Annotated in this window: 18 protein-coding genes and 2 pseudogenes; 16 read left to right on the plus strand and 4 right to left on the minus strand. The window is 59.1% G+C overall.

From position 1 onward, the window contains the following. Positions 1 to 207 precede the first annotated feature (207 nt). Positions 208 to 447: pseudogene (locus ALO64_RS26135) on the plus strand (hypothetical protein); the annotation flags it as partial. A gap of 721 nt (positions 448 to 1,168) precedes the next feature. Next, complete coding sequence (locus ALO64_RS03940; RefSeq protein ID WP_174517430.1) at positions 1,169 to 4,906, plus strand: coiled-coil domain-containing protein; 3,738 nt, start codon at positions 1,169 to 1,171, stop codon at positions 4,904 to 4,906. A gap of 45 nt (positions 4,907 to 4,951) precedes the next feature. Here the strand turns inward: ALO64_RS03940 and ALO64_RS03945 are convergent, their stop codons facing one another. Beyond that, positions 4,952 to 5,398: a response regulator gene (locus tag ALO64_RS03945; RefSeq protein ID WP_002555590.1), complete on the minus strand. Its 447-nt coding sequence runs from the start codon at positions 5,396 to 5,398 to the stop codon at positions 4,952 to 4,954. 232 nt (positions 5,399 to 5,630) lie between these two features. Here ALO64_RS03945 and ALO64_RS03950 point away from each other — a divergent pair, with 232 nt between their 5' ends. Then, positions 5,631 to 7,565: a putative nucleotidyltransferase substrate binding domain-containing protein gene (locus ALO64_RS03950; protein ID WP_044344732.1), complete on the plus strand. Its 1,935-nt coding sequence runs from the start codon at positions 5,631 to 5,633 to the stop codon at positions 7,563 to 7,565. Next, the gene (locus ALO64_RS03955) at positions 7,562 to 8,275 is read left to right on the plus strand and encodes a 3'-5' exonuclease (protein WP_044344730.1); all 714 of its coding nucleotides are present in this window, start codon (positions 7,562 to 7,564) and stop codon (positions 8,273 to 8,275) included. Before ALO64_RS03950 ends, ALO64_RS03955 begins: the two co-directional genes overlap by 4 nt. A gap of 13 nt (positions 8,276 to 8,288) precedes the next feature. On the opposite strand, the gene ALO64_RS03960 is transcribed toward ALO64_RS03955, so the two are convergent. After that, the gene (locus ALO64_RS03960) at positions 8,289 to 8,591 is read right to left on the minus strand and encodes a cell division protein ZapA (RefSeq protein WP_005735052.1); all 303 of its coding nucleotides are present in this window, start codon (positions 8,589 to 8,591) and stop codon (positions 8,289 to 8,291) included. Continuing rightward, on the minus strand, positions 8,588 to 8,821 hold the full coding sequence (locus tag ALO64_RS03965; RefSeq protein WP_002555595.1) for a hypothetical protein: 234 nt from the start codon (positions 8,819 to 8,821) through the stop codon (positions 8,588 to 8,590). The genes ALO64_RS03960 and ALO64_RS03965 overlap by 4 nt, the downstream gene beginning before the upstream one ends. Positions 8,822 to 9,309: 488 nt before the next feature. On the opposite strand from ALO64_RS03965, the pseudogene ALO64_RS26745 reads away from it, so the two are divergent. Then, positions 9,310 to 9,738, plus strand: a pseudogene (locus tag ALO64_RS26745) (MCP four helix bundle domain-containing protein); the annotation flags it as partial. Further along, on the plus strand, positions 9,739 to 10,869 hold the full coding sequence (locus tag ALO64_RS03970; RefSeq protein WP_408002894.1) for a methyl-accepting chemotaxis protein: 1,131 nt from the start codon (positions 9,739 to 9,741) through the stop codon (positions 10,867 to 10,869). An 85-nt stretch (positions 10,870 to 10,954) separates the two neighbouring features. Here ALO64_RS03970 and gbdR read toward each other — a convergent pair whose 3' ends face one another. Continuing rightward, positions 10,955 to 12,058: a choline metabolism transcriptional regulator GbdR gene (gene gbdR, locus ALO64_RS03975; protein WP_002555597.1), complete on the minus strand. Its 1,104-nt coding sequence runs from the start codon at positions 12,056 to 12,058 to the stop codon at positions 10,955 to 10,957. A gap of 780 nt (positions 12,059 to 12,838) precedes the next feature. Here gbdR and ALO64_RS03980 point away from each other — a divergent pair. The 10 genes from ALO64_RS03980 (at position 12,839) to fdhA (ending at position 25,035) form a co-directional block, all read left to right on the plus strand. Beyond that, the gene (locus ALO64_RS03980; RefSeq protein ID WP_044344728.1) at positions 12,839 to 13,786 is read left to right on the plus strand and encodes a choline ABC transporter substrate-binding protein; all 948 of its coding nucleotides are present in this window, start codon (positions 12,839 to 12,841) and stop codon (positions 13,784 to 13,786) included. Between the two features lie 64 nt (positions 13,787 to 13,850). Further along, the gene (gene choW, locus ALO64_RS03985; RefSeq protein ID WP_170846044.1) at positions 13,851 to 14,699 is read left to right on the plus strand and encodes a choline ABC transporter permease subunit; all 849 of its coding nucleotides are present in this window, start codon (positions 13,851 to 13,853) and stop codon (positions 14,697 to 14,699) included. Beyond that, positions 14,696 to 15,874: a choline ABC transporter ATP-binding protein gene (gene choV / locus ALO64_RS03990; RefSeq protein WP_044344727.1), complete on the plus strand. Its 1,179-nt coding sequence runs from the start codon at positions 14,696 to 14,698 to the stop codon at positions 15,872 to 15,874. Before choW ends, choV begins: the two co-directional genes overlap by 4 nt. Before the next feature lie 269 nt (positions 15,875 to 16,143). Continuing rightward, positions 16,144 to 17,397 carry a serine hydroxymethyltransferase gene (gene glyA / locus ALO64_RS03995; RefSeq protein ID WP_044344726.1) on the plus strand — a complete coding sequence of 418 codons (1,254 nt, stop codon included), beginning with the start codon at positions 16,144 to 16,146 and terminating at the stop codon, positions 17,395 to 17,397. A gap of 17 nt (positions 17,398 to 17,414) precedes the next feature. Beyond that, positions 17,415 to 18,665 (plus strand): sarcosine oxidase subunit beta family protein, encoded by a 1,251-nt coding sequence (locus ALO64_RS04000; protein WP_002555602.1) that lies wholly within the window; start codon positions 17,415 to 17,417, stop codon positions 18,663 to 18,665. Between the two features lie 15 nt (positions 18,666 to 18,680). Further along, positions 18,681 to 18,977 (plus strand): sarcosine oxidase subunit delta, encoded by a 297-nt coding sequence (locus ALO64_RS04005; RefSeq protein ID WP_002555603.1) that lies wholly within the window; start codon positions 18,681 to 18,683, stop codon positions 18,975 to 18,977. Further along, the gene (locus ALO64_RS04010) at positions 18,974 to 21,994 is read left to right on the plus strand and encodes a sarcosine oxidase subunit alpha (RefSeq protein WP_002555604.1); all 3,021 of its coding nucleotides are present in this window, start codon (positions 18,974 to 18,976) and stop codon (positions 21,992 to 21,994) included. Before ALO64_RS04005 ends, ALO64_RS04010 begins: the two co-directional genes overlap by 4 nt. 51 nt (positions 21,995 to 22,045) lie before the next feature. Further along, positions 22,046 to 22,678 (plus strand): sarcosine oxidase subunit gamma, encoded by a 633-nt coding sequence (locus tag ALO64_RS04015; RefSeq protein WP_002555605.1) that lies wholly within the window; start codon positions 22,046 to 22,048, stop codon positions 22,676 to 22,678. Positions 22,679 to 22,928: 250 nt separating this feature from the next. Then, positions 22,929 to 23,786, plus strand: coding sequence for a formyltetrahydrofolate deformylase (gene purU / locus ALO64_RS04020; protein WP_005735046.1), 858 nt, complete (start codon positions 22,929 to 22,931; stop codon positions 23,784 to 23,786). A gap of 49 nt (positions 23,787 to 23,835) precedes the next feature. Further along, the gene (gene fdhA, locus ALO64_RS04025; RefSeq protein ID WP_044344725.1) at positions 23,836 to 25,035 is read left to right on the plus strand and encodes a formaldehyde dehydrogenase, glutathione-independent; all 1,200 of its coding nucleotides are present in this window, start codon (positions 23,836 to 23,838) and stop codon (positions 25,033 to 25,035) included. Positions 25,036 to 25,414 lie beyond the last annotated feature (379 nt).

Genomic DNA, 25,414 nt, shown 5'->3' on the forward strand with positions numbered 1-25,414 from the left:
AAAAAAACTGATACTCCCCCCAAAATACTTTCCAACTCGCCACATCGTGGAAGCAAAACGAATCCCACCCTATTTGTGGGAAAAAGTCATTCCCGATGTAAGGCGCTTGATCAACATGTGTAAGCCCGATCCTTAATTATAAAAATGTAACTACAAGGTATTTCCGCGCACGACACACAGTGATATCTCTCCCTGCCGCATTAATAAAAGTCATACCCCTATAAAGATCATTCACCGAAATGGCTTCCTTGGTGGGGCTACCCTGCATTTTTCCGTCTCTACGATAACCGCACCGACGAATTGCTCTCGGAAACCGAGATTCATGATCTGGAGTCGGCAGGTGGGCCAATGTCTTGGGGCGGTGGGTCAGGAATGGCCTATGCCGGAATGATCCTCATCGGGCCGAACGTCTCTGATTGCGTCGGTGATCAACCTGCCATTCCTTGAATCCCCGACGACCTTTCACCCATCCTCGCGCGCACCAAAATAAAAGCGGAACCGAATCCACATATCGACCACCCATCCAGACAGGTACGAAAACCTCCCGTTCAAGCAGGGAAACGTTTCAGGCACCTGCCACAGCTGACTCACCAACGGAAGCAAACCGCGAGTCAGCAACGTAGCCCCCGTTATGCCCCCGAGCAAACACGCCTGCCCCGTGCCGCCCTGGCAGTTTGAAGAAGTGTCGCCTGCAACCTCTTGGCGTCATGGCGACAGCCCTTCAAACACGTTTTACGCACCACCGAATGTGCAGTGTCGATTACTACCACCACCTGTATTGATCTGTCGAACTTGATATCTGAGCCGATGGAGCCCGCTCATGACCTTAAGAATCAATACTCGTTCTGCTACCCCGGTTGTACCTCTGGAAACAGGATCTTCGTCGCAGCCGGCAGTACCGTCTGTCACGGCAAGACCGACTGAGCCTCCGCCAGTCGCCAATCCTGCTGCACCTAAATCAGCGCCAGGTGTTCAGCAAACTCACGGGCTGAAGACGCGCATCGCTGGCAAGCTTTCCGAGCGTCAGACCAATTTCAGTCTCGGTATTCCCGGCACCGGTCGTACTTTAAACCGGCCCTTGCGCAGCGGGATTCCGGAGGAAGGTGAGCACCTATCGAGCGAGGAGAAACACGATCCGTTGCTAAAAGAAGCGCATGAACTGCAGCGCATGGTCGATTCGGCGCTGACCCACCTGAAGGCGGCGCCGACGTCTCTCTGGGAGCGCCCCGCCCCTTCAACGGTAAGGGGTATTACCACCAAGGTTTTTCCGTGGCTAAAGCCTGCCCCGCTACGCGAGGTCGCCAGCAATGGCAGCAACGCCAAGACCAAGGCCGATAAATCACAGCAGAGCCCTGAAACCATCGCAGCGGCGGTGAAAGAGTTGAGCACCCGGCTGGATCATCAGAGCAAGGTGCTCGCCACAGCCACCCTCGCATTGGTCGCTGCGCGCGAGCATCTTGAATCGCTCGAACAGGCCACCCCGCCCACGTCGACCGAACGACTGGACCATGCCAGGGCTCGCGTTCAACAGGCCGACTCCACCACCCGCCTGGCCAGCCAGCAACTTCGGGAGCTGATTCAGGGCACAGAGGTACTGCAACTGGGCGCGCTGAGTGAGGGGCAGGATCAGGTTAAACAGAAAGCCGAGTTCTCTCAGCAGTGGCTGGGCGAGTTGCGCACACGCATGCAGGCGCTGGATGTCCGTTTCGCCGACCGGCACGCTGCCATCGAAATCGAACTGCAACTCAAGGTGGCAGAGACTCGTGAGCTGATTTCACTCGATCACGACATGACCGCGGCCGAGCACACGGCCGCGCACGCCAATACGCAGCTTTCTGCGTTGCGCGCCCAGCGACAGGAGACGCCCGAAGGGTCAGACGAAGCCGACAGGCTGGACACCGCCATTGGACAGACGCTTGCAACGCGTTCACAGGCCATGCAAACACATCAGCAACTGGCAAAAAGACTGGTGCGGGTCGATGCCGATGTTGCGCGCCTGAACGACGAGCTGGGCGAGATTCATCAGCGAATCGCGATCGTCAATGACGAGCGCTTTGCACTCAAGACACTTGATCAGAAACTGCCCGCATCAGACCAGGTCACCACGCCTGCAGAGGGCGAGGCCCAAGAACGAATCGATAAAACCGCTCTCAAGAACGTCCGCGAGCAGTACCTCGCCAGTCAGATCAGTGCAGCGCACGCTTTTGCAGCAACCGGTGCGGATAAAATTCAAGCGGCCCTGCAACGTATCGGCGATCGCCTGCAAGGCACGCCGCCACCCACATCGCTGCCAGCTTTCGCGGTTATCGAGGTAATAACGTCGGCGCTGGCAGACGTGACGGGCAATGACGCCACACGTGCCAACCGTGTGCTCGACGTACTGAGCCAGCACCCACTGGAACATTGGCCACGCGTTGCCGAAGAAATGTCGAAGTCGGTCAGGACCCGCAGCGCCACAAACAACAGCATTCAGCAGGACACGCTCAACCTCTGTCGAAAACTGGCAACTGTGCCGCGTGGCATGGAAATGCTGCAAGTGCTCTCCAGCGATGGCACTGCACCGATAGTGGCCGAGCGGGCCAAGCCTTTGCGCGTGTTCTGGAATGCCGATGAAGCGCAGCAGAAAGAGCCCGACGGCAAGGTCAAGGCATGGCTGCAAACCGCCAAACAGGTGGCGCGCAGCAAGCTGGATGGAGACGAGAAGTCGTTCGACGATGTTGATCACGCCGCCTTCAACGCGGTTCGTAACGGTTATTTCAGCAACGCTCCCGGCACGCCCTATGCGCAGCATGACCAGCGCCTGAAAAAAGCGACGATGGAATGGGTCATGCGCGCCGTGGCGGCCAATACCCCGGAGCAAGCAACAGTAACTGCCCCAGCGAAAAGCTCGTTACCACGCCGCCTGGTCCCCACGCTGAACAAAACACCCTTTGCTAAATCGACGCTGGATCGGGCCTACTCGGTGGGCGAAAGCATGGGCCTGCAATCGCCCAGAAAGCAGGTTGATCAGGTGATTTCTGCGCGTATCAGCATGCTGGAAGAAACCCTGAAAAACGCCAAGGGTGCACCAGGACTGCAACTTGAAATCTCGGCCGCCCACGCCATGCTCGATCACCTCAAATCTCTGGAAAAGAAAGGCACTCACCTGTCGCAGGTTACGCTTAAAAATCGCGATGGCAAATCGATGCAAAGCCTGCTCAAGGCCCGCGTTCAACAGCAGCGGCTATCACAGATATGGGATAAGCCGGACGCGAACGGCAAGCGCGCAGTCAACGTACTGCACAAAGCTCAGCACATCGAACTGCCGCCGCTGTACAGCGAACTGGCGAACAGCAAGCTGTCGGTCTACGAGGCAATCAATCGCGTGGATGAGCACCTGCGCGAGATATTGCCGCCAGCGCTGCAACCTGCTCAGTCTGTTGAAGAGGTGCTTGATCAGGACTTGAACGCGGCGATAAAACTGCTGAAAACCCGGCATTTGAGCGAGAAAAGCGACATTGTGACGTTTTTCAAGCCGTTCATTCTTGAAAGCCGCCTGCGCGACCGGCTTCGGCTGGGCGGCGGAGGCACGCTGGGCGTAGGCTTGCCGTCGCTGCCCTACAGCTTGATATCGCCCATCGTGTCACCGATCTTTTCGGCAGAGAAATCTCGCAGTGACGAAGCGTTTGCCCAGTTGTTCATGCCGATTCTGGGGATGGAAATGTCCTTTGGCAAAGCACGAACCGAAGCCGCCGAGGTCACCATCGGTGTGGCGGCAGGAAGCGCGGTTGCAGAGGGTGTGGGGATACAGGCTGCGCTCATTGGCCGCTTTACCGCTCAGGAAACCCAAACCAGCTCGACCCTCATGCGCTTTTTCCGCACCCGTCACAAGGACGATGAAATGCGCGGCAACATGCTGACCGCGCTGGACAGCATGGTGCGCTGGGACATCATCGACCCGCAAAAGGGCCAGCGCTACGCCGGGCCGCTGGAAGCCATACTGGCGCGTAACCCGGAGGTCTCTGTCAGCCAGATAGATGCGACGTCCAGCACCCGGAACGTCGCGGCGCGTGTGGCATTGCGCGTCCCGGCGGTACGTTTCAAGGATGGCGCAAGCGATGCCTCTCAAACCCTGACGCCGGAACCTTCGGTGTACGTCGAAGCGGATCGAATCAAGGAAACACGCACGGAAACCGGCGGATTCATCAGCGTTGTCGGCGCCAAGGGTGACACTGCTCAGCAACGGGCGGGGGTCACCGCCAACCTGAACTTCGCGCCGATTGCCAGCTCGGCCACGTCAGTAGAAAAAGGTGCCAACCATGGGGTTCAGGGTCAGGGGCTGGGTTTGCAACTGGGCATGTCCCGAGACCTGGCCTGGGCGCTGGAAAAGAACGAAATATCGCCCTTCCTGATTGGCGACAAACAGGACGCCGATCTGGACCGGCACTACTCCACGCCGCGCGACATGCAGGCCGAAATCACCGCCAACCGCGATCTGTGGTTGATGCGTTGCATCGAAACACTGGAGCCGGATGAGACAGGCAACAAAAACACCCCCGACAACCGCCTGCGCGCGGCTATACACCTTGACGCTTTCGAGGCGACAATCAAACGTCTGGGCAAGGACAGCAAGTATTGCCAGTACAACGTCAATTACTCGATGAAGGGCCGGGCAGGCGCCGAAATAGACGGCTATCGCGGCATTCAGGCTGTGGCTTTGCAGCGCGGGGATGTGCAGGCAGCGGAGAAGGCCCAGCAGGCCATTGACGATATTTTGCTGACCAAAGAAACCTGGCGACCACTGATGTTGATCGTTCGTGAACGGGCACGGGACTCAACCGTTGTCGGCTGGCGTAACCTGCTGCGTTGGCAGAAGCTCTCCAATATCGACGGTCAGCGCACTGCAGCGCAGTTTCCGCCGCCATGAAAACGGGGATCGACACGCTGGTCATTCAACTGTACGACTAACGCGTCAATTCATTCCCAGCTCACGCTTTACCAACTTCACCAGCTGCTTGGTGTTAAGCGGCTTGAGCAGGAAGTCCACCACGTTCAAGTGCATGGCATCGATGGCATCGCGCACGTTGGCATCGCCGGAGACGATAATGATCGGCAGTTCGGCGCGATCCGACTCCCTTACCTTGCGGATCAGGTCCAGCCCGTCGAAAGGTGCCATGCGCAAATCGGTAATCAGCAGTCCGATGGACTGACGCGTCTGGATCATTTCAAGCGCGCTGTCGCCACCGGGTGCGGTCATGCAACTGATGTCATTGAGGCTCAGAATTTCGGCCAGCAGCTCGCGCGCGTCGCTGTCGTCATCGACGATCAGAACTCGTTGCGGTGCGTCACGGGCGGGCGTGAGCATGACCTCATGGAGGGCATTGCGCTCTTCATCGCTCAAAATGTCGTGGTCAATCATTGCAGTCTCATCATTCCCTGAACTAATCCGACAGCAGATATGGATAAATCTGCGATGCATTTCGTCGGCATCCTGGCCAGTCTTCGCTCGCAATCCATTGCGTTCGTCAAATCAGTTACGCCGCAGCAGGCACGGCACTGTCACTCGGTTCAAGCGTAAGACTTACGTCCAATGGGCACCTGGCTGCAAGCGGCCGACCATGAGCACCAATAACAAGAACGCGGAACAGGCCATGAGCAAGGCAGATGCTTTCACCCAGGCAGGCAAGACAGCCGTGCTACAGAACATACACGGCACCATGCAGTTTCTGCAAAAATTCCCGCCTTTCAACCAGATGGAAAACGCGCATCTGGCGTACCTCGTAGAGCAGTGTCAGCTCCGGTTCTATGCTGCGGATGAAAGCATCATCAAGCCTGGCGATGGCCCGGTAGAGCACTTTTACATCGTCAAGCAGGGGCGAATCGTCGGTGAACGTCCGCATTCTGCCAAAGGCGGCACAGAAACAACATTTGAAATTACCACTGGCGAGTGTTTTCCACTTGCGGCCCTGCTGGGCGAGCGTGCCACTCGCACTGAACACCTGGCTGCAGAAGACACCTTCTGCCTGCAATTGAACAAGCAGGCGTTCATCAAGCTATTCGCGCTTTCCACAACGTTTCGCGACTTTGCCCTGCGTGGTGTCAGCAGCCTGCTGGATCAGGTCAATCAGCAGGTCCAGCAGCGCGCCGCTGAAACCCTGGGCACGCAGTATTCCCTGAATACACGTCTGGGCGAACTGGCCATGCGTCACCCGGTGATGTGCAGCCCTGAAACACACATGCGCGACGCGGTGAAACTGATGCATGAACAGCAGGTAGGCAGCATCGTGATTGTCGACGAGCAGCAGGCCCCGCTGGGGATTTTTACCCTGCGCGACCTGCGTGAGGCAGTTGCCGATGTGAATGCCGATTTCAGCGCGCCGGTCAGACGCACCATGAGCCTGTCGCCGTTCCATCTGAGCCCGGACGCCAGCGCATTCGACGCGGCCATCGCCATGACCGGACGTCACATCGCCCACGTGTGCCTGGTCAGAGACGGGCGATTGTGTGGCGTGGTATCGGAGCGCGATTTGTTTTCCTTGCAACGGGTCGACCTGGTCCACCTGGCACGGACCATCCGCAATGCGCCGCGTATCGAGGCGCTCGCCGGTTTGAGGGGCGATATCGTCCAGTTGGTCGACCGCATGCTGGCCCATGGTGCCTCTTCGACCCAGATAACCCAGATCATTACCCTGCTCAATGACCACACCGTGTGCCGCGTGATCGAGCTGACGCTTGCAGAAAATGGCGACCCCGGCATTGCATTCAGTTGGCTGTGCTTTGGCAGCGAAGGCCGTCGCGAGCAGACGCTGCATACCGATCAGGACAACGGCATTCTGTTTGAAGCCAGCGATGCGGCGGAGGCAGAGCAGATCCGCACGTTATTGTTGCCGATTGCCGAACGTATCAATCAGAGCCTGGCACAGTGCGGTTTTACCCTGTGCAAGGGCAACATCATGGCCGGCAACCCCGACCTGTGCCTGTCCCGGCTCGAATGGTCACAGCGCTTTGCAGCCTTTATCCGCGAGGCAACTCCGGAGAACCTGCTGGCATCGAGTATCTATTTCGATCTGCGCGTGGTCTGGGGCGATGAGAGCGGCGGCGAGCAACTGCGCCGCGGCGTTCTTGATCAGGTAGCAGACAACAAGCTGTTCCAGCGCATGATGGCCGAGAACGCACTGCGCCAAAGGCCGCCGGTGGGCCGCTTCAAGGATTTCGTCCTGGCGCGCAAAGGCAGCGAAAAAGACACCCTGGACCTCAAGACCGAAGGCCTGACGCCCTTTGTCGACGGTGCGCGCCTGCTGGCGCTTGCCAATGGTGTCGGCGTCAACAATACCCAGGAACGCCTGCGCCAACTGGTCGAACGTGAAGTCATCGACCCCCTGGATGGCGCTGCGTATGAAGAGGCGTACCACTTCATTCAGCAGACCCGCATGCAGCAACATCAATTGCAAAGCCGCCAGAACCTTCCTTATTCCAACCGCATCGACCCTGACACGCTCAACCATCTGGACAGACGCATTCTGCGCGAATCGTTTCGCCAGGCGCAGCGGCTGCAAACCAGCCTGACCCTGCGTTATCAACTATGAACCTGTTCGAATGGCTCAAGCCGCGCGCGAAAAAGACACCCTTGCAAGCGCATCAACTGGATCGCCTCAAAAAGCTGCCGGTCTGCGCGAACCTCAGCGACAAGCCGTTGCGCCAACAGCGCTGGGTCGTGCTGGACCTTGAAACCAGTGGCTTGAACATGAACCGCGATCAAGTGCTGTCCATCGGTGCGGTCGTAATTGAAGACGGTGCCATCGACCTGGGCCAGCAGTTCGAACGTACGCTGTTGCGCGTCGACCACAAGGTCAGCCCGGCCGTGCTTATTCATGGTTTGGCGCCCAGTGCGATTGCCGCGGGCAGCGAGCCGGCCGAGGCGTTGCTGGATTTCATGGAGTTCGTCGGCGAAAGCCCGATTCTGGGTTTTCATGCGCCGTTCGATCAGCACATGCTGTCGCGCGCACTGAAAGAAAGCCTGGACTACCGCTTGCGGCATCCGTTTTTCGATGCCGCAGAAATAGCCCCGATGCTCTGTGAACAAGCCAACCTGCGTCACGCAGGGCTGGACGACTGGACGCAGTTTTTTGGCCTGCATGCCGAAGAGCGTCACAACGCCAGCGCTGATGCACTGGTCACCGCAGAGCTGGCGCTGATCCTGTTCAGCCAAGCCCGTCGTCAGCAGATCGACAGCCCGCGGCTACTGGAGGAGCGACTCGGGCAATGGCGCAGACGCAAGCAATCGCACTCGTTTTGACTGCGACCTGCACTTAGCTCTGGGAAATGGTCTTGGCGATTACATCCACCGTCGCGTCGACCTGCTCGCGGTAACGCTTAAGCTCGACCTTGTGCAATTGCTCAAGCTCGATTTGCTGCGAACAGAGGTTCAGCGCAGCCAGAACCAGCAGACGGTCACCGATCAACGTCGGGTATTTGCGCTTGGTGTCGGCCAGCGACGCGTTGAGCATCGCCGCGGCCTTCATGAGGGTCAGGTCTTCACCGGCAGGGGCTTTGACCGAGTACTCATTACCCAGAATGGTGAGAACGGTTACACCGTTGCCATCGACGTTCATGCGCCAACAGCGCTTGCGCTGGTCGCGCGATCAACCAGTGCCTGGATACGGGCGGCGGTGCTGCCCTGCTTCTCTTCCTGCTCCATCAGGCTCAGTTGCAAGTTCTCGTTCTCGTCCTTGGCTTTTGCCAGCTCGGCACCGAGCTGTGCATTTGTGTCTTGAAGGGCCTGGTTCTGTTGCACCAGATCACCGACAAGTTGTTCCAATTGGCTAAGGGAGGCTTCCAACATTTTGATTTCTCAAGCAAATTTCAACGGGCGCGTACGATAAAGAAAAGTCGCTGCGCATGCCAGCGCTCAGGCTTTGATACTGATCTGTCATGACGTTGACACGTCCATAACGTAGACGCGTAGGGGGCTTGTGACTACGTATTCGGAATCCGGTTCCTGCTGTTCGTCAGACCGCCCAGAACTGCGACAAATGCGCGCAGCCAATGGGCAAACTGACATCACCCTACCCCCCCCTCAACCCAGCCTTTTCAAGGGTTTGCGCGAATGTCAGCCATATCCAAAGATAACCGTCAGTAATAAGTCGTCAATATTTAGTGCCTACTGACTCAAGACGTTAGTCGCATGACCGATAGGCAGCCATTCACCGCATTCCCTTCACCGTTAAATCGCATGGATTGCGTACCTGACCCTGGAAGCTTTCTATGTCCCTGCGAAATATGAACATCGCGCCCCGAGCGTTTCTTGGATTTGCCATGATCGGCACACTCATGTTGATTCTGGGTGTATTTGCACTGTCTCAGATGAGCAAGATCCGTGGCGCCACTGAAGTGCTGGCCGACAACAGTGTGCCGAGCATCAAGAGCCTTGACCGATTCGCTGAAGTCAGCATTCGTTTGCGCGTTCTGTCCTATCGATTGCTGGTCAACCGCGACCCGGAAACCCAGCAGAAAACCATCGAGTTGATGGCGATGCGCAACAAGCAGATCACTGACGCTCAGGCGATTTACGAGAAGCTCATCAGCGATCCCGACGAGCGCAATCTTTACAGCCAGTACGTACAACTGCTGGGACAATATCGCCAGCTTGAAGAGCGCCTGAAGACCCTGACTCGCGCCAACAAGATCGATGAATTGCAGGGCCTGCTCAATAACGAAATGCTCAACAACTCCGACCAGATGAATGTTGTGCTCAGCAAACTGGTGGAGTTCAACACGGCTCAGTTGAACCAGGCGAAGAAGGATGCGTCCAGCGAGTACGATTCGGCATTCAATCTGGTCGTCGGACTGTTGATCGCTGCCACCCTGCTGACCATCGTGTTTGCCTGGATGCTGATCAAAAGTATTACCACGCCGATTGCCACGGCTCTGCATGCAGCGGAAACCATCGCACAAGGCAACCTGACCCGGCCGATCCAGATCGACGGTACCGATGAAGCCGGTCGTTTGCTGCTGGCCATGAAAACCATGCAGGACAAGCTGCGCGATACGTTGCAGGGAATTTCCGGTTCGGCCACGCAACTGGCCTCGGCTGCTGAAGAGCTCAATGCTGTCACCGACGAAAGCGCACGCGGGCTGGTGCAGCAGAACAACGAAATAGAGCAGGCTGCAACCGCGGTCAACGAGATGACCAGCGCCGTGGAGGAAGTCGCGCGCAATGCCGTCAGCACGTCACAAGCGTCTCGCAATGCTGCGACATCTGCTGGCGACGGTCGTGATCTGGTTCAGGAAACCGTCAGCACCATCGAACGCATGAGCGGCGATGTGAAAGGTACGGCTGAACTGATCATCAATCTGGCCAGTGAATCGCGTGATATCGGTAAGGTGCTGGACGTGATTCGCGGCCTGGCAGACCAGACCAATCTGCTCGCCCTCAACGCCGCCATCGAGGCTGCACGCGCTGGTGAAGCCGGGCGTGGCTTTGCTGTAGTCGCCGACGAAGTCCGCGCCCTGGCGCACCGCACGCAGCAATCGACCAGTGAAATCGAACGCATGATCGGTAGCATTCAGAGCGGTACAGAGCAGGCAGTGAGTTCGATGCGCAACAGCACCGAACGCGCCGAATCGACGTTGAACATCGCCAAAGGCGCGGGCTTGGCGCTGAACACCATCAACGTTGCAGTCGAAGAGATCAACGAACGCAACATGGTCATCGCCAGTGCTGCCGAAGAGCAGGCGCAAGTCGCTCGCGAAGTGGACCGCAACCTGGTCAACATCCGCGACCTGTCTGCACAATCCACCACCGGCGCCAATCAGACCAGCGCGGCCAGCACCGAGCTATCCCGCCTGGCCGTGGACCTCAACAGCATGGTGTCGCGCTTCGCACTGTAAACACGCGAAAACTCAACTGGCGTGCCGGCGCTCCGCGTCAGTACGCCGTTCTGGACGCTCCGCGTCCTCTTGTGGCGTAGGGCGACTAAAGCCTCACACTCGCAAACGTCGATTCATTACGCGCCTGACTCAACGCCGACATCGGTCCGGACAATGGGGCGAGCACCATTGCCTGCGGGATCGGCATCATGGCGACCTGTTGCGCGGTGTTGGAACCCACGCGCTCGTCACGCGGCGGAATGCCGAAGTATTCGCGGTAGCATTTGGAGAAGTGTGGCGTCGATACGAAGCCGCACACCGACGCCACTTCGATGATCGACATCGGTGTCTGCTTGAGCAGTTGCCGGGCGCGGATCAGGCGCAGTTTCAGGTAGTAGCGCGACGGCGAGCAGTGCAGGTATTTCTGGAACAGTCGCTCCAGCTGCCTGCGCGACACGGCGACGTACACCGCCAGCTCGTCAAGGTCGATCGGCTCTTCAAGATTGGCCTCCATCAACGCCACAATTTCCTGCAGCTTTGGCTGATTGGTACCCAGCATGTGCTTGAGCGGCACGCGCTGATGATCCTGTTCGTTGCGAATGCGTTCGTAGACGAACATCTCGGAAATCGCGGCCGACAATTCACGGCCATGATCGCGACTGATCAGGTGCAGCATCATGTCCAATGGCGCCGTGCCACCCGAGCTGGTGAAGCGGTTGCGGTCCAGGGTAAACAGCCGGGTGCTCATCGACACGCGTGGAAAGGCTTCCTGCATTGAAGCCAGACACTCCCAATGCACACTGCAATCGAAGCCATCCAGCAAGCCGGCACACGCCAGCGCCCAACTGCCGGTGCACACCGCGCCGAGGCGACGTGACTGACGCGCCTGGCTCTGCAGCCAGCTCACGTGTTCACGCGTCACGGTGCGCTGAATGCCGACACCACCACAGACGATGACGGTATCGAGTGCCGGAGCCTTGTGCATGGCGGCATCCGGTGTGATCTGCAAACCGTCACTGGCCCACACCTGACCGCCGTCCACGCTCAGCGTGGTCCAGCGATACAGCTCGCGGCCCGACAGCTGGTTAGCCATGCGAAGAGGTTCTACCGCCGATGCGAGGGAGATCAGGGTGAAGTTATCCAGCAGCAGAAAGCCGATGGATTGTGGCGCGCGGTTCTGAGGTTGGGCCCCTTGATTGAACGATGTCATCACACTATCTCCTCACATATGGCATTGGTTGGCCCCAGGACAGGCTCTTCTTATAGCCCTCTTCATTGATGGGCTTTGTGATGACATCGCAAATCCCATGCCGGAAATTGATCAGCCATTCAACAACACCTGAAAACGACGTCGCGAAGTGTCTATCCAGCAGCGACCCGAGTGTCTGTTTGCGACGCCAAGGCGCGCTGGCTGCACTCCTGATGAGCAATTCGGTAGCACGCGGGGAAACGTCATGGGGCTAGACGTGCCCCAAGTGCTACTCAAGGCACGCCCTGAAAAATCAGATCGTCAGCGGGTTTTCGCGCTAAAAGGTGGCGGCCATCGAGACGTGTGATCAAAAACCGCGCAGCCATCAAAAGTGATGGTCAGACCTGACGTCACGACCGCACGGGCTGACCCGATAATGAACTTGTCGGCGTTACCCCCCTCCAAAAGACCGCGTTCGCGCAGGCACCGACCTGCCAACCGACCGCTGCCGACCTGCGCAGCGACTGTGTAACGTACTGGCCGTTTTTCAGCAGTCCCAACACTGCAACCGGGCGTGTGTACGATGCAACGAATCTGTAAGCGACCTTGCGCGCACTGGATACGACGCCTCCTGCACTGGATACGACGCCCCCTGTAGGCGTTTGATTTTCCCTGTTACATGATCGGTTCCGACTCGATCGCCCGGCGCAGTGATGGAGCTTCGCGAAAAGCCTCGCCAACCCATAAGCCGCGTCAGCGTTCACCTGCTGATGACTAGAAGAAACTCACAGGAGTCCACCCATGAAAGGTTCCAAATCGTTGCTGTTGGCCGCTACGCTCTGTATGCCGGTGCTTGCTCAGGCAGCCGAGCCAGAGGCCTGTCATACGGTCAACTTCTCCGACGTAGGCTGGACCGATATCACCGTTACTACTGCGGTCACCAGCGCCGTACTCGAGTCCTTGGGTTACACGACCAAGACCACCATGATTTCCGTACCGGTGACCTACAAGTCGCTGGCCGACGGCAAGAACATGGACGTGTTCCTCGGCAACTGGATGCCGACCATGGAAAACGACATCAAGCTGTATCGCGAAGCCGGGACTGTCGAAACCGTGCGTGCCAACCTGGAGAACGCCAAGTACACCCTGGCAGTGCCTCAGGCGCTTTACGACAAAGGCCTGCATGACTTCGCCGACATCGCCAAATTCAAGAAGGAACTGGGCGGCAAGATCTACGGCATCGAGCCCGGCAATGATGGCAATCGCCTGATCCAGAGCATGATCGACAAGAACGCCTTCGGCCTCAAGGACGCAGGTTTCAAGGTTGTAGAGTCCAGCGAAGCCGCAATGCTTTCGCAGGTCGACCGCGCCGTGAAACGCAAAAACGATGTCGTGTTCCTCGGCTGGGAACCGCATCCGATGAACACGCGTTTCAAGATGAAATATCTGACTGGCGGTGATGACTTCTTCGGCCCCAACTATGGCCAGGCGACCATCTACACCAACACCCGCAAAGGCTACAGTCAGGAATGCAGCAACGTAGGTCAGTTGCTCAAGAACCTGTCCTTCACACTGGACATGGAAAGCACCCTGATGGGCAACGTCCTGGACGACAAAATGAAGCCTGATGCCGCCGCCAAGGCGTGGATCAAGAAAAACCCGCAAGTACTCGACACCTGGCTCGCCGGCGTGACCACCGTCGATGGCAAGCCAGGCCTGGAGGCAGCCAAAGCCAAGTTGACCCAGTAAGCCGACAGCAGGCGGGGCTGACCCGCCTGCTGCCCTCTTCACCTTCCGCAAGCGGACACCCGAAATCATGCTGACTGACCATAAAATCCCTCTGGGCGAGTACATCGCCGCATTTGTCGATTGGTTGACGGCCAACGGCGCCGACTACTTCGACGCGATTGCCTCGACACTGGAAATGATGATCCACGGGTTCACTTTCGCGCTGACCTGGTTCAATCCATTCGTACTGATCGGCCTTATCGCCGCCCTCGCGCATTTCATCCAGCGCAAGTGGGGCCTGACGGTTTTCGTCATCCTTTCGTTTCTGCTGATCCTCAACCTGCATTACTGGCAGGAAACCATGGAAACCCTGGCGCAGGTGCTCTTCGCCACGCTGGTGTGTGTCGTCATCGGCGTGCCGCTGGGCATCATTGCCGCGCACAAGCCGCTGTTCTACACCATCATCCGGCCATTGCTCGATCTGATGCAGACTGTTCCCACGTTCGTCTATCTGATCCCGACCCTTACGCTATTCGGTCTGGGCGTGGTGCCCGGCCTGATCTCGACCGTGGTCTTCGCCATTGCTGCACCGATTCGCCTGACGTATCTGGGCATCCGCGATGTACCCCAGGAATTGCTGGACGCCGGCAAGGCCTTCGGCTCGTCGCGCCGCCAGTTGCTGACCCGCATCGAACTGCCCTACGCCATGCCCAGCATCGCTGCCGGGATCACCCAGTGCATCATGCTGTCGTTGTCGATGGTGGTGATTGCCGCGCTGGTCGGTGCCGATGGTCTGGGCAAACCCGTGGTCAACGCACTGAACACAGCCGATATCGCGCTCGGCTTCGAAGCCGGTCTGGCAATCGTATTGCTGGCCATCATGCTCGACCGCATTTGCAAACAACCCGAAGCCAAGGTAGGGTCCGACGCATGAGTATCATCAAATTCGACAAGGTAGACGTCATCTTCTCCAAGGATCCGCGTGAAGCCCTCAAGCTGCTGGACGAAGGCCTCACGCGTGACCAGATTCTGAAGAAAACCGGGCAGATCGTCGGCGTCGAGAACGCCAGTCTGGACATCGAGAAAGGCGAAATCTGCGTGTTGATGGGCTTGTCCGGCTCGGGTAAGTCCAGCCTGTTGCGCTGCATCAACGGTCTCAATACCGTCAGCCGTGGCTCGTTGTTCGTCGAGCATGAAGGCTCGCAGATCAACATCGCCAACTGCAGCGCGGCCGAACTGAAGATGATGCGCACCAAACGCATTGCGATGGTCTTTCAGAAGTTCGCCCTGATGCCCTGGCTGACAGTACGCGAGAACATCAGCTTCGGCCTGGAAATGCAGGGTCGCCCGGAAAAGGAACGACGCAAGCTGGTCGATGAAAAGCTCGAGCTGGTGGGCCTGACCCAGTGGCGCAACAAGAAGCCGGACGAGCTGTCCGGCGGCATGCAGCAGCGAGTCGGGCTGGCCCGCGCACTGGCAATGGATGCCGACATTCTGCTGATGGACGAACCGTTCTCGGCGCTTGACCCGCTCATCCGCCAAGGCTTGCAGGACGAACTGCTGGCCCTGCAAAGCAAGCTGAGCAAGACCATCGTCTTCGTCAGCCACGACCTGGATGAAGCCCTGAAGCTCGGCAGCCGAATCGCGATCATGAAAGACGGCCGCATCGTGCAATACAGCGTGCCAGAGCAGATCGTGCTCAATCCGGCAGACGAATACGTGCGCACCTTCGTTGCGCACACCAATCCACTGAACGTGCTGTGTGGTCGTAGCCTGATGCGCACGGTCGATGAGTGCACGCACGTCAACGATTCGGTGTGCCTGGGCCCGAGCGGCGACTCATGGCTTGACCTGGCCGAAGGCAATGTGATCAAGGGCGCACGGCAAGGTGCTACGCCCCTCGATCTGCAGAACTGGACCCCCGGCCAGGACGTCGGCACGCTCGACCGTCGCCCTACCCTGGTGCACTCCAACATCGGCATGCGCGACGCATTGCAGATCCGCTACCAGACCGGCAACAAGCTGGTCCTGCAGGACGGCAATAAAGTGGTCGGCATTCTCGGGGATACCGAGCTGTATCACGCGCTGCTGGGCAAAAACCACGGCTAAGGCCTGAAAATTAAAGTCTGAAACCGACAAGCCCGCTTCCCTGTGCTGGAATCACTCCAGCCGGGAGCGGGCTTTTTCGTTTGCGGCCTCGTCACCGCGCAACGCCTCTTCTGCTATTTCCGTTCCCTTGGCCCCCATGTCGTAAACGCACCTTTGTGTGGCGTCCATAGGCATTTGGCGACTTCGGTCCGGCCCTACCATCGCTCTCAGAGGGCTCTGTTCGGCCCTAACGACAAGTCAGGCGCCGCGCCGCCGCTGGGAGATCCGCGATGTTCAGCAAGCAAGACCAGATCCAGGGTTATGACGACGCACTGTTGTCGGCAATGAACGCCGAGGAGCAGCGTCAGGAAGACCATATCGAGCTGATCGCCTCGGAGAACTACACCAGCAAACGCGTGATGCAGGCGCAGGGCAGCGGCCTGACCAACAAGTACGCAGAGGGCTATCCCGGCAAGCGTTACTACGGCGGCTGCGAGCACGTCGACAAGGTCGAGCAACTTGCCATCGAGCGCGCCAAACAGCTGTTCGGGGCCGATTACGCCAACGTCCAGCCACACTCCGGCAGCCAGGCCAACGCAGCGGTCTATCTGGCGTTGCTGCAGGCAGGCGACACTGTATTGGGCATGAGCCTGGCGCACGGCGGTCATCTGACCCACGGTGCCAAAGTCAGCTTCTCGGGCAAACTCTACAACGCCGTGCAGTACGGCATCGACACCGCGACCGGGCTGATCGATTACGACGAAGTCGAGCGCATTGCCGTCGAATGCCAGCCGAAAATGATCATTGCCGGCTTTTCGGCCTACTCCAAGACCCTGGACTTCCCGCGCTTCCGCGCAATCGCCGACAAGGTGGGTGCCTACCTGTTCGTCGACATGGCGCACGTTGCCGGTCTGGTTGCCGCCGGTCTTTATCCGAATCCGTTGCCGTATGCCGATGTGGTCACCACCACCACGCACAAGACACTGCGTGGCCCACGCGGCGGCCTGATTCTCGCCAAGGCCAACGAAGAGCTGGAGAAGAAATTCAATTCCGCCGCCTTCCCCGGCGGTCAGGGCGGCCCGCTGATGCACGTTATCGCCGCCAAGGCCGTGTGCTTCAAGGAGGCGATGGAGCCAGGTTTCAAGGCTTATCAACAGCAGGTCATCGACAACGCACAAGCGATGGCGCAGGTATTCATCGACCGCGGCTTCGATGTGGTGTCAGGCGGGACCGACAACCATTTGTTTCTGGTCAGCCTGATCCGTCAGGGCCTGACCGGCAAGGACGCCGACGCCGCTCTGGGCCGTGCGCACATCACCGTCAACAAGAACTCGGTGCCCAACGACCCGCAGTCGCCGTTCGTGACCTCCGGTCTGCGTATCGGCACGCCGGCCGTCACCACCCGCGGCTTCAAGGTGACCCAATGCGTCGAGCTGGCAGGCTGGATCTGCGACATTCTCGATAACCTCGGTGATGCCGATGTCGAGGCCAACGTCGCCAGCCAGGTAGCAGCCCTGTGCGCCGATTTCCCGGTTTATCGCTGAGTCAGGAGTAGCCTTACATGCAGCATTACTCAGGCTTCGGCCTTCTCAAGCATTCCCTCAGCCATCACGAAAACTGGCAGCGCATGTGGCGCACGCCGACCCCGAAAAAGGTCTACGACGTGGTCATCGTCGGCGGTGGCGGGCACGGTCTGGCGACTGCCTACTATCTGGCCAAGGAGCACGGCATCACCAATGTGGCCGTGGTCGAGAAAGGCTGGCTGGGCGGCGGCAACACCGCGCGTAACACCACCATCGTACGCTCCAACTACCTGTGGGACGAGTCTGCCCACCTGTATGAGCACGCGATGAAACTGTGGGAAGGCCTGTCCCAGGACCTGAACTACAACGTCATGTTTTCCCAGCGCGGCGTCTACAACCTGTGCCACACCTTGCAGGACATGCGCGACTCCGAGCGGCGTGTCAGCGCCAACCGCCTGAACGGTGTAGATGGCGAACTGCTCAACGGCAAGCAGGTCGCTGAGGAAATCCCATACCTGGACTGCTCGAAAAACACCCGCTACCCGATCATCGGCGCAACCGTTCAGCGCCGTGGCGGCGTAGCTCGTCACGACGCAGTGGCCTGGGGCTTCGCGCGTGCCGCCGACGCCCTGGGCGTGGACCTTATCCAGCAGACCGAAGTCATCGGCTTTCGCAAGGAAAACGGCGTGTGCATCGGCGTCGAAACCAACAAGGGTTTCATCGGTGCCAAACGTGTCGGCGTGGTAACCGCCGGTAACTCCGGGCACATGGCCAAACTGGCGGGCTTTCGTCTGCCGATCGAATCACATCCTTTGCAGGCACTGGTCTCCGAGCCGATCAAGCCGATTATCGACAGCGTCATCATGTCCAACGCCGTGCATGGCTACATCAGCCAGTCCGACAAGGGCGACCTGGTGATCGGTGCCGGTATCGACAGCTGGGTCGGTTACGGCCAGCGTGGCTCATACCCGGTGATCGAACACACTATTCAGGCCATCGTCGAGATGTTTCCGGTGCTGTCGCGTGTGCGCATGAACCGCCAGTGGGGCGGCATCGTCGACACCACGCCGGACGCCTGCCCGATCATTTCCAAGACGCCGGTGCCGAACATGTTCTTCAACTGCGGCTGGGGCACAGGCGGCTTCAAGGCCACGCCGGGCTCGGGCAACGTATTTGCCGCCAGCCTGGCCAAGGGCGAGATGCACCCGCTGGCCAAGCCGTTCTCCATCGACCGTTTCCACAACGGCGCGCTCATCGACGAACACGGCGCTGCAGCCGTAGCCCACTAACAGGAGAACCCGACCATGCTGCATATCTTCTGTCCTCACTGTGGCGAACTGCGCTCCGAAGAGGAATTCCACCCGTCCGGCCAGGCGCATATTCCACGCCCGCTGGACCCAGGTGCCTGCACCGATGAGCAATGGGGCGACTACATGTTCTTTCGCGATAACCCGCGCGGCCTGCACCACGAGCTGTGGATACACGCTGCCGGTTGCCGCCAGTACTTCAACATGACGCGCAATACCGTGACCTACGAGATTCTCGAAACCTATCCGATTGGTACGAAGCCGCAGTTCACGGATCAGGGAGACAAGGTATGAGCCAGACCCAGCGCTTGCCCAACGGCGGCCGTATCAATCGCAGCAAGGTGCTCAACTTCACCTTCAACGGCCAGACCTATCAGGGCTTTGAAGGCGACTCGCTGGCCTCTGCCCTGCTGGCCAATGGCGTCGATATCATCGGCCGCAGTTTCAAATACTCCCGCCCGCGCGGCATCTTCGCAGCGGGTTCGGAAGAGCCAAACGCCGTATTGCAGATCGGCGCGACCGAAGCGACGCAAATCCCCAACGTGCGCGCCACGCAACAAGCGCTCTATGCAGGACTGGTCGCCACCAGCACCAACGGCTGGCCAAGCGTGAACACCGACGTCATGGGCATTTTGGGCAAGGTCGGCGGCAAGCTGATGCCACCGGGCTTCTACTACAAAACCTTCATGTACCCGCAATCGTTCTGGATGACTTACGAAAAGTACATCCGCAAGGCTGCGGGCCTGGGGCGCTCGCCGACCGAGAACGATCCGGACAGCTACGACGCGATGAACCAGCACTGTGACGTGCTGATCGTCGGCGCAGGCCCAGCCGGGCTGGCCGCCGCGCTGGCTGCCGGCCGCAGTGGTGCCCGAGTGATCGTTGCGGATGAACAGGAAGAGTTCGGCGGCAGTCTGCTCGACAGCCGTGAAAGTCTCGATGGCAAACCCGCTGCCGAATGGGTGGCTACGGTGGTCGCCGAGCTGAAAAGCCTGCGCAACGTCACATTGCTGCCGCGCGCCACGGTCAACGGCTACCACGATCACAATTTCCTGACCATTCACGAACGTCTGACCGATCACCTCGGTGATCGCGCGCCCATCGGCATGGTTCGCCAACGTATGCACCGGGTACGCGCCAAGCGTGTGGTGCTGGCTGCCGGTACTCACGAGCGCCCGCTGGTTTACGGCAACAACGATGTGCCGGGCAACATGCTGGCCGGCGCCGTTTCGACCTATGTCCGGCGTTACGGCGTAGCACCGGGTAAAAAACTGGTGCTGTCCACCAACAACGACCATGCCTACCGCGTTGCGCTGGACTGGCTCGACGCCAGCCTGCAAGTGGTTGCGATTGCCGATGCGCGGCACAACCCGCGCGGCCCGCTGGTTGAGGAAGCCCGCGCCAAAGGCATTCGCATTCTGACCGGCAGCGCAGTGATTGAAGCCCGTGGCAGCAAACGCGTGACAGCTGCCCGCGTCGCCGCAATCGACGTCAAGACGCACGCAGTCACCAGCCCCGGCGAATGGCTTGATTGCGATCTGGTGGCCAGCTCTGGCGGCTACAGCCCGATCGTGCACCTGGCCTCGCACTTGGGTGGCAAACCGGTATGGCGTGAAGACATCCTCGGGTTTGTGCCGGGTGAAGCACCGCAGAAACGTATTTGCGTAGGCGGCGTCAATGGTGTCTACAGTCTTGCAGACAGCCTGGCCGATGGTTTTGAAGGTGGCGTGCGCGCGGCCAGCGAAGCAGGCTTCAAGGTGGTCGAAGGCGTGATGCCCAAAGCCCTCAGTCGCGCCGAAGAACCGACACTGGCGCTGTTTCAGGTGCCGCACGAAAAAGGCACCGCACGGGCACCCAAGCAATTCGTCGACCTGCAGAACGACGTGACCGCTGCTGCCATCGAGCTGGCGACCCGTGAAGGCTTCGAGTCGGTCGAGCACGTAAAACGCTACACCGCGCTGGGTTTCGGTACTGATCAGGGCAAGCTGGGCAACGTCAACGGTCTGGCCATCGCCGCCCGTTCACTGAACGTGTCGATCCCGGAAATGGGCACCACCATGTTCCGCCCCAACTACACGCCGGTCACGTTCGGCGCGATAGCCGGGCGTCATTGCAAGCACATCTTCGAACCGGTGCGTTTCACCGCACTGCACGCCTGGCATGTCAAAAACGGTGCCGAATTCGAAGACGTCGGCCAGTGGAAACGCCCGTGGTACTTCCCGAAAAACGGCGAAGACCTGCCCGCAGCCGTCGCTCGCGAATGCAAGGCGGTGCGCGACAGCGTGGGTCTGCTGGACGCTTCGACGCTGGGCAAGATCGACATTCAAGGCCCGGATGCCCGCGAATTCCTCAACCGCATCTACACCAACGCGTGGACCAAACTGGACGTGGGCAAGGCCCGCTACGGCCTGATGTGCAAGGAAGACGGCATGGTCTTCGATGATGGCGTGACTGCCTGCCTCGCCGACAACCACTTCCTGATGACTACCACCACAGGCGGCGCTGCACGCGTCCTGCAATGGCTGGAAATCTATCAGCAGACCGAATGGCCGGACCTGAAAGTGTATTTCACCTCAGTGACCGATCACTGGGCGACGCTGACGCTGTCCGGCCCCAACAGCCGCAAGCTGCTCAGCGAAGTCACTGATATCGACCTGGGCCGTGAAGCCTTCCCGTTCATGACCTGGAAGGAAGGTCTGGTCGCCGGTGTGCCAGCTCGCGTGTTCCGTATCTCGTTTACCGGCGAGCTGTCCTACGAGGTCAACATTCAGGCTGACTACGCCATGGGCGTTCTGGAAAAGATCGCCGAGGCAGGCAAACAGTACAACCTGACGCCTTACGGCACTGAAACCATGCACGTACTGCGCGCCGAAAAGGGCTTCATCATCGTTGGCCAGGACACCGATGGTTCGATGACTCCGGACGACCTGAACATGGGCTGGTGTGTCGGCCGGACCAAGCCATTCTCGTGGATCGGCTGGCGCGGCATGAATCGCGAAGACTGTGTACGAGAACAGCGCAAGCAACTGGTCGGCCTCAAGCCTGTCGACCCGACCAAATGGCTGCCAGAGGGCGCGCAACTGGTGTTCGATACCAAACAGACGATCCCGATGAGCATGGTTGGCCATGTGACTTCCAGCTATGCACACAACTCGCTGGGCTATTCGTTTGCGATGGGCGTGGTCAAAGGCGGCCTGGCGCGCATGGGCGAGCGGGTCTTCGCGCCTCTGGCAGACGGCAGCGTGATCGAAGCCGAGATCGTTTCTTCGGTGTTCTTCGATCCAAAGGGCGAGCGCCAGAATGTCGAGTAACACGCGGAGCGCCGATCATCAGCAGCACACAGAATTCAAGGCAGGTGATTCATGACCACAGCGAACGTTTACCAGCAGCGCCCGACCACCGATGTCAAAGCCGAGTCGCCGCTGTTCCACGCAAACCTCGACAGCCTGATCGGCAAGGGACGCGCCAGCCCCGGCGTGTTCCTGCGCGAGAAAAAGCTGCTGGGCCATCTGACGATTCGTGGCAATGCCCACGACCAGGCCTTCGCCGCAGGCGTACACAAGGCGCTGGGCATGGAGCTGCCCGCCGCACTGATGCTGGTCATTAGTGGCGAAAGCTCGCTGCAATGGCTTGGCCCGGATGAATGGCTGCTGATCGTGCCGAGCGGCGAAGAGTTCGCGGCAGAGCAAAAGCTGCGCGAGGCGCTGACCGGGCTGCATATCTCCATCGTCAATGTCAGTGGCGGCCAGTCGATCCTCGAACTGACCGGTCCGAAAGTGCGCCAGGTATTGATGAAATCCACCAGCTACGACGTGCACCCGGACAACTTCCCGGTGGGCAAGGCCGTCGGCACGGTGTTCGCCAAGTCGCAACTGGTGATCCGCCGGACCGGTGAAGAAACCTGGGAACTGCTGGTACGCCGCAGCTTCTCGGATTACTGGTGGCTGTGGTTGCAGGATGCGAGCGCAGAGTACGGGCTGAGCATTCAGGCGTGAAGAGCCGGGAACCGGGGCTGAAACCGCAGCGCCGGTCTCAATGAAGACTCCAGAGGGAGAGGCCTGTGGGAGCGGACTTGTCCGCGAAGACGGTAGTCCAGACGATGCATTTCCGGTGAATGTACCGCCCCCTTCGCGAACAAGCGAAGCGTCGCCCGGTACGCTCCCACAAGATTTGTGTATAACGCGGAGCATTGGCACAAGAGTCAGCCGGATCTGTGGATAACGAACATTCAGGAGCTTTGATTCAATGAGCCGCGCGCCCGATACGTGGATTTTGACCGCCGACTGCCCCAGTGTACTGGGCACGGTAGATGCGGTGACCCGCTTCCTGTTCGAGCAGGGCTGCTACGTCACTGAGCACCACTCCTTCGATGATCGCCTGTCAGGGCGTTTCTTCATACGCGTGGAATTTCGTCAGCCCCAGGCTTTCGACGAACAGGCTTTCCGGGTCGGGCTGAGCGAACGAGGCGAAGCCTTCGGCATGATCTTCGAACTCACAGCACCCAACTACCGGCCAAAAGTGGTGATCATGGTTTCAAAAGCCGATCACTGTCTGAACGATCTGCTCTATCGCCAGCGTATCAATCAACTGTCCATGGACGTGGTCGCGGTGGTGTCCAATCACCCGGATCTTGAGCCATTGGCTGGCTGGCACGGTATTCCGTACTACCATTTCCCTCTGGACCCGAACGACAAGCCTGCGCAGGAAGCCAAAGTCTGGCAGGTCATTGAAGAGTCTGGTGCAGAACTGGTGATTCTTGCCCGCTACATGCAGGTCCTGTCTCCGGACCTGTGTCGCAAGCTGGACGGTAAGGCGATCAATATCCACCACTCGTTGCTGCCCGGTTTCAAAGGTGCCAAGCCCTACCATCAGGCTTACAACAAGGGGGTAAAACTGGTCGGAGCCACGGCGCATTACATCAACAACGATCTGGACGAAGGTCCGATCATTGCCCAGGGCGTGGAAGTGGTCGATCACAGCCACTATCCCGAAGACCTGATCGCCAAGGGTCGGGACATCGAAGGACTGACACTGGCCCGTGCGGTGGGTTATCACATCGAACGGCGGGTGTTTCTCAACGCCAACAGGACGGTGGTTTTATAGCTGCAACGGCTTCTCTCTGCTCCACCACAATAAAAGCGAGGTGACATGTATGTCTGGTAATCGCGGTGTAGTGTATCTCGGCGCTGGCAAGGTCGAAGTGCAATCAATTCCTTTCCCGAAAATGGAAGACCCACGCGGCAAGCGCATCGAACACGGCGTGATTCTGCGCGTAGTCTCCACCAATATCTGCGGCTCGGACCAACACATGGTGCGTGGTCGCACGACGGCGCAAACCGGGTTGGTCCTGGGTCATGAAATCACCGGCGAGGTGCTGGAAGCCGGGCGAGACGTGGAACATCTGAAAGTCGGTGATCTGGTTTCTGTGCCGTTCAACGTGGCGTGCGGTCGCTGCCGCAGTTGCAAGGAACAGAACACTGGCGTCTGCCTGACGGTCAACCCGGCCCGCCCCGGCGGTGCATACGGCTACGTCGACATGGGCGACTGGGTCGGCGGTCAGGCTGAATACGTCCTGGTGCCTTACGCTGACTTCAACCTGCTCAAACTGCCAGACCGCGACGCGGCGATGGAGAAAATCCGCGACCTGACCTGCTTGTCCGACATCCTGCCCACCGGCTACCACGGTGCAGTGACTGCCGGGGTTGGCCCTGGCAGCACGGTTTACGTAGCAGGCGCTGGCCCGGTCGGCCTGGCTGCGGCGGCGTCAGCACGCTTGTTGGGCGCGGCGGTGGTAATCGTCGGCGACGTCAACCCGAAACGCCTGGTCCACGCCAAGGCCCAAGGCTTCGAAATTGCTGACCTGTCCCTGGACACGCCACTGCACGAACAGATCGCTGCCCTGCTCGGCGAGCCTGAAGTGGATTGCGCCATCGACGCCGTAGGCTTCGAAGCTCGCGGCCACGGTCACGCCGGAGCACAGGCCGAAGCACCCGCCACCGTTCTCAACTCGTTGATGGGCGTAGTGCGCGTCGCAGGCAAGATCGGCATCCCCGGCCTGTACGTCACCGAAGACCCAGGTGCCGTAGACGCTGCCGCAAAAATGGGCAGCCTGAGCATTCGCTTCGGCCTGGGCTGGGCCAAATCCCACAGCTTCCACACCGGCCAGACCCCGGTCATGAAATACAACCGCCAGCTGATGCAGGCAATCATGTGGGACCGCATCAAGATCGCCGACATAGTGGGTGTCGAGGTGATCAGTCTGGATGAGGCTCCGCGGGGTTATGGGGAGTTTGATTCGGGGGTGCCGAAGAAGTTTGTGATTGATCCGCATGGGTTGTTTGGCGGGGCGTAGATCATCTTCGATCTTTTAAAGCAGCGCACTTTATGCAGGTGCGCTGCTTCCTGAGAGCGCCAGTCGAATTTCCTTTCTAAAACCGCACGGCAATATTCACGGAAGACGTGGGATCTGACTGCCTGAAGTTAAAACTTGCTGAAATACTGTAAGAATGATCTCTCCGCAACGTTTCCCCTCTTCTAATTACCTCCAAGGCACGTGCTTTAGAGCGTGAAAGTCTTGGGTACTCATAAATTGTGTCCATTGGCAGATCTCCAGTGAGCACCCGCTGGAATGGCGTTGCGGGAAGCTCGATACGCTTTGGACGGCGCACCACTCCGCTTGGGAGGTGGTAGATATTACGAGGTGCTATTGAGGACTTAGGGAGACGCTGAAC

Source organism: Pseudomonas meliae, assembly GCF_001400515.1.
GTDB lineage: Bacteria > Pseudomonadota > Gammaproteobacteria > Pseudomonadales > Pseudomonadaceae > Aquipseudomonas > Aquipseudomonas amygdali.

Coding starts and splice junctions, on each gene's coding strand:
- ALO64_RS03955 (WP_044344730.1), top strand. CDS start 7,562: ATGAACCTGTTCGAATGGCTCAAGCCGCGCGCGAAAAAGACACCCTTG.
- ALO64_RS03980 (WP_044344728.1), top strand. CDS start 12,839: ATGAAAGGTTCCAAATCGTTGCTGTTGGCCGCTACGCTCTGTATGCCG.
- glyA (WP_044344726.1), top strand. CDS start 16,144: ATGTTCAGCAAGCAAGACCAGATCCAGGGTTATGACGACGCACTGTTG.
- ALO64_RS04000 (WP_002555602.1), top strand. CDS start 17,415: ATGCAGCATTACTCAGGCTTCGGCCTTCTCAAGCATTCCCTCAGCCAT.
- ALO64_RS03940 (WP_174517430.1), top strand. CDS start 1,169: ATGGTCGATTCGGCGCTGACCCACCTGAAGGCGGCGCCGACGTCTCTC.
- ALO64_RS03960 (WP_005735052.1), bottom strand. CDS start 8,591: ATGAACGTCGATGGCAACGGTGTAACCGTTCTCACCATTCTGGGTAAT.
- choV (WP_044344727.1), top strand. CDS start 14,696: ATGAGTATCATCAAATTCGACAAGGTAGACGTCATCTTCTCCAAGGAT.
- ALO64_RS03945 (WP_002555590.1), bottom strand. CDS start 5,398: ATGATTGACCACGACATTTTGAGCGATGAAGAGCGCAATGCCCTCCAT.
- ALO64_RS04010 (WP_002555604.1), top strand. CDS start 18,974: ATGAGCCAGACCCAGCGCTTGCCCAACGGCGGCCGTATCAATCGCAGC.
- ALO64_RS04015 (WP_002555605.1), top strand. CDS start 22,046: ATGACCACAGCGAACGTTTACCAGCAGCGCCCGACCACCGATGTCAAA.
- purU (WP_005735046.1), top strand. CDS start 22,929: ATGAGCCGCGCGCCCGATACGTGGATTTTGACCGCCGACTGCCCCAGT.
- ALO64_RS03950 (WP_044344732.1), top strand. CDS start 5,631: ATGAGCAAGGCAGATGCTTTCACCCAGGCAGGCAAGACAGCCGTGCTA.
- fdhA (WP_044344725.1), top strand. CDS start 23,836: ATGTCTGGTAATCGCGGTGTAGTGTATCTCGGCGCTGGCAAGGTCGAA.
- gbdR (WP_002555597.1), bottom strand. CDS start 12,058: ATGACATCGTTCAATCAAGGGGCCCAACCTCAGAACCGCGCGCCACAA.
- ALO64_RS04005 (WP_002555603.1), top strand. CDS start 18,681: ATGCTGCATATCTTCTGTCCTCACTGTGGCGAACTGCGCTCCGAAGAG.
- ALO64_RS03965 (WP_002555595.1), bottom strand. CDS start 8,821: ATGTTGGAAGCCTCCCTTAGCCAATTGGAACAACTTGTCGGTGATCTG.